Genomic DNA, 4,394 nt, shown 5'->3' on the forward strand with positions numbered 1-4,394 from the left:
TCTGATCCGGATGCAATCCCTATTGATCAAATCTCTGACACCGATTTTCATTCAAGCCAAATCTCCATTCTTCGAGAAAGAATTGAAAGTTACATCGTTCCTTCGCTAAACATACTTTTCAGAGAACTGAGCCCATATAAGAATCAAGAAAAAAAACTGAAATCTGCTTTCAAGTGGCTTGAGGACAAAGTCGTACAGCAGTCTCCTGGGTATGAAACCTACAAAATTACTGCGCTTCAAAATTTTCGTAGCACGCAAATAGAAGTAGATACATCCGTCGTTCGGGATGCCGCCTCTGAATTTGAAGAGCTCGCCAAACGTGATGAAGAGAACGGTAGCAAGTTTTTCTACTACAACGTATTCCAGCAAGCGCTCATTCGAAACTGGATAAACCTCGCGAAGCATCTGACGAAATACGAGTTGACCCCAATACAAACGGCAAATTTGATGATCAAAGCGCTAAACAATTCTTTTGTTGAGAAGGCTTCGAAAATACTTGCATACGATGCTTTATATGTTCGGCGAATGATATTTACAGGTGAGCGCGTTCTGATTAACGAGCGAGCGAAAACCGCCTGGACAGATCTTGTAGCAGTCAGCCTTGGCTCAACAGAAGGATTGAGGTTGCCCCCAAAAAACGTACTCCATAGCTGATGGTCAAATTCAGGCATTGGAGAGAGAAATGAGCAAGAGAAAAGACGGACAACCCCGGGGCAAGTACACCCTGGAATTCAAGCTGGAGGCCGTACGGCTGGTCAAAGGCGGGCAGGCCGCGGCGGTGACGGCCAAGGTGCTGGGCATCCCCAAGCAGACCCTGGAGAACTGGGTGCGCTTGAGCGCCAAGGACCAGCTCAAGGGCGCTGGCGACAAGCCGGTGTCGGCCGAGCAGATGGAGCTGGCGCGGCTGAGGGCGCAACTGGCGCGCGTGACCATGGAGCGCGACATCCTAAAAAAAGCGACGGCGTACTTTGCAAAGGAATCACTGTGAAGTACGCCTGGATCGCCAGCCACAAGACGCGCTGGCCGGTGAGCCTGGCCTGCGAGGTGCTGGGAGTCAGCGCCAGCGGCTACTTCGAGCATTGGCGGCGCAAGGATGCTGACAAGCCCAGCCGGGCTGGGGCCAACAAGCGCATCAGCAACGAAGCCCTGCTGGCCCACATCCGCGCCATCCACGCCCAGGTCAAGGGTGAATACGGCTGGCCCAAGATGTGGAAAGAGCTGCTGGCGCGCGGCATCCGGGTGGGCAAGCTGCGGGTGCAAAAGCTCATGCAGCAGCACGGCATCAAGGCCCGTGGCAAGAGAAAGTTTGTCGTCACCACCGACAGCAAACATGATCTTCCGATTGCGCCCAACCTGCTGGCGCGCGACTTCACGGCCCAGAGGCCGAATCAGGTGTGGACCACGGACATCACCTACATCGCCACCGACGAGGGCTGGCTGTATCTGGTCGTTCTGCTGGACCTGTACAGCCGCCAGGTGGTGGGTTGGAGCATGAAGGAACACATGCAAGCGAGTCTGGTCACGGATGCGCTGCGCATGGCGTACTTCCGGCGCAAGCCAGCGGCGGGCTTGATCGTGCATTCGGACCGGGGCAGCCAGTACTGCGGGCACGAGTTCCAGAATGCTCTGAAGAGCTACAACATGCTCAGCTCCATGAGCCGCAAGGGCGACTGCTGGGACAATGCGCCCACCGAAAGCCTGTGGGGGCATCTGAAGGTGGCGCGGCTGCACGGCAGGCGCTTTGCCACGCGCCGCGCGGCCATGGACGAGGTGATGGACTGGCTGGGGTTTTACAACAGCACAAGATTGCATCAGACGCTGGGCTACGTCAGCCCGATGGCGTTTGAACAACGCTGGTTCGCGGCCCAGCAGCAGGACAGGGAAGCCGCATAATGGGTCGGCTTATGGAGTATGGGAAACAGGGGCAACCTCAAACTCCTACTCCAGCAATTCGTAGCGCCCTACGATGCCGCCACCCTGGCGCAGGCCCTTGACGCATTGGGCATCACCGCGGCACCGGTCACGCGGCTCAAGTCCGCAAAACTGCAGGCTCAGTCTTTCCCTCTGCTTCTTTGGCTGGATCGGCAGCCTCTGGCTGCGCCAGACGGAGAAACAAGCGACCAACCTCAAGCCGCTGAAATGCCGGCAGTCACGCCCGCACTGCTTTTGCAGGCCGACGATCAGCAGGCCCTGCTGATCGAGCCGGGTGACACAGCCCCGCGCGTCCTTGCCCTCTCAGCCTTGCAAGCTCGCTTTCACGGCCAGGCCTTGAGCCTGGCCACCAAGGTTGAGCCCGGCACCGACCCTGATAGCGTAGCCACCCAGACCCGCCGCTTCGGCTTCGGCTGGTTCGTGCCCGAGTTGCTCAAGCACAAGCGCATCTGGCAGGAAATCCTGCTGGCTTCGCTCGTGATCCAGCTGCTGGCATTGGCCATGCCGCTGTTCACGCAAACCATCATCGACAAGGTGGTGGTGCACCGCACGCAAAGCACGCTGGTCGTCATCATCATCGGCATGACGGCCTTTGTGGTTTTCTCTGCCATCTTGAGTTGGCTGCGCCAGTACCTGGTGCTGCACACCGGCAACCGGGTGGACGCCGTGCTGGGCTCGGCTGTGTTCGAACGCCTCTTCAAGCTGCCGCCCATGTACTTCCAGCACCGGCCCACGGGCGTTATTTCGGCGCGCCTGCATGGCGTGGAGACCATCCGCGAATTCATCGCCAGCACGGCCGTCACCCTTATTCTGGATCTGCCTTTCCTGCTGATCTTCGTGGCCATCATGTTCTATTACAGCGTGGCGCTCACCACCATCGTGCTGGGCATTCTGGCGGTGATCGTCATCACCAGCCTGCTGGTGGCACCGGTGTTCCAGAAGCGCCTGGCCGAGCAGTTTCAGATGGGCGCGCGCAACCAGGCCTTCATCACCGAATACGTGTCCGGCATGGAAACCGTCAAGTCCTTGCAACTGGAGCCGCAGCTCAACAGCCGTTACCGCGGTTACCTGGCCACGGCGCTGACGGCCGGTTTTGCCACCAAGCAGCTGGCCAACACCTACAACAGCTTCTCCCAGATGCTGGAGCAGGTCATGACGCTGCTGGTGCTGGGCGTGGGCGCCTGGATGGTCATGCACGACACCGCTTTCACCATCGGCATGCTGGTGGCCTTCCAGATGTTTGCCAGCAAGGTCTCGCAACCCATGCTGCGTCTGGTGGGCCTGTGGCAGCAGTTCCAGCAGGCGCACCTTTCGGTGCAGCGTCTGGGCGATTTGATGAATGCCCCCACCGAGCCGTATTCGCTGCAACCCCGCAGGTTGAACGCCGGCCAGGGCGGCATCGACATCGAAGGCCTGGCCTTCCGCTATTCCGACAAGCTGCCCCTGCTCTACAAAAACCTGCATGCCGAAATTCAGCCCGGCCAGACCGTGGCCATCATGGGCCCCTCCGGCAGTGGCAAGAGCACATTGGCCAAGCTGCTGCAGGGCTTCTACCAGCCCACCGAAGGCCGCATCAAGATCGACGGCGTGGACATTGCCAATCTGTCCGCCAACGAACTGCGCAGCCACTTCGGCGTGGTACCGCAGGAAACCACACTCTTCTCCGGCACCATCCTGGACAACCTGCAAATGGCCAACCCGCAAGCCAGCTTCGAGCACATCGTCGCCGCCTGCAAGCTGGCCGAAATCAACAGCGCCATCGAAGCCCTGCCCGAGGGCTACCAGACCGAAATCGGCGAGCGCGGCGCCGGCCTTTCAGGCGGCCAGCGTCAGCGTATCGCCATTGCGCGCGCCCTGCTCAAGCGGCCCAGGATTCTGGTGTTCGACGAAGCCACCAGCGCGCTGGACGGCCCCACCGCCGAACAGTTCGCCAAGACCATCAACGCCCTGCACGGCAAGGCCACCATGCTCTTCATCACCCACGGCCTGCCGCGCGGCCTGAAGGTGGACGTGCTGTTCCAGCTAACGGCCAACGGGCTCGAACGCGTGGGTGGCACACCGCCGCAAGCCGGCCAGCCGACCGCCAAGCCTGAGGCACGCAGTGCCGCCGCCCACGCTGCGGGCAACGTGGCCGACCTGGCCGCCGCGGCGCACCTGCATGCCGGGGGAGCCAAACCATGACGGTCATCTCTTTGCCCATAGCCGGCGCCAACCAGGCCGCGAAGCCTGAGGCAGCAACTTTTCTGCCTGCCGGGCCGCGCTGGAACGACCCGCTGCACCTGATCCAGAACGACGCCCCACCACATATCGGCCGCCTGGTGCTGTGGGTGGTGTCGGTACTGGTGCTGTTGCTGATCGTCTGGGCATCGGTCGGCCAGCTTGACATCGTGGCCACCGCCGAAGGCAAGCTCGTGCCGCAGACCCTGGTGAAGATCGTGCAGCCGGCCGAAGCCGGTGTGGTG

The 4,394-nt window shown here is 60.4% G+C and carries 3 protein-coding genes and 1 pseudogene; all 4 read left to right on the forward strand.

Going from position 1 to position 4,394, the window contains the following annotated elements; genetic code table 11:
• A partial coding sequence (locus Q7V20_RS11090) for a hypothetical protein (protein WP_304790638.1) occupies positions 1–654 on the forward strand: 654 nt, incomplete at its 5' end.
• Positions 655–682: 28 nt separating this feature from the next.
• Positions 683–1,893 (forward strand): IS3 family transposase gene (locus tag Q7V20_RS11095; protein WP_304790641.1). Its coding sequence is split into 2 segments (ribosomal slippage): positions 683–947 and positions 947–1,893, totalling 1,212 coding nucleotides; the frame shifts between segments, so codons are not numbered across the junction.
• 18 nt (positions 1,894–1,911) lie between these two features.
• Positions 1,912–4,113, forward strand: a complete 2,202-nt coding sequence (locus Q7V20_RS11100) for a peptidase domain-containing ABC transporter (RefSeq protein ID WP_304790644.1) — start codon at positions 1,912–1,914, stop codon at positions 4,111–4,113.
• Positions 4,110–4,394 (forward strand): annotated as a pseudogene (locus Q7V20_RS11105) (HlyD family type I secretion periplasmic adaptor subunit); the annotation flags it as partial. The gene Q7V20_RS11100 and the pseudogene Q7V20_RS11105, both read left to right, overlap by 4 nt.

Origin of the sequence: Aquabacterium sp. (genome assembly GCF_030652515.1) — a bacterium.
Taxonomy (GTDB): Bacteria; Pseudomonadota; Gammaproteobacteria; order Burkholderiales; family Burkholderiaceae_C; genus Aquabacterium.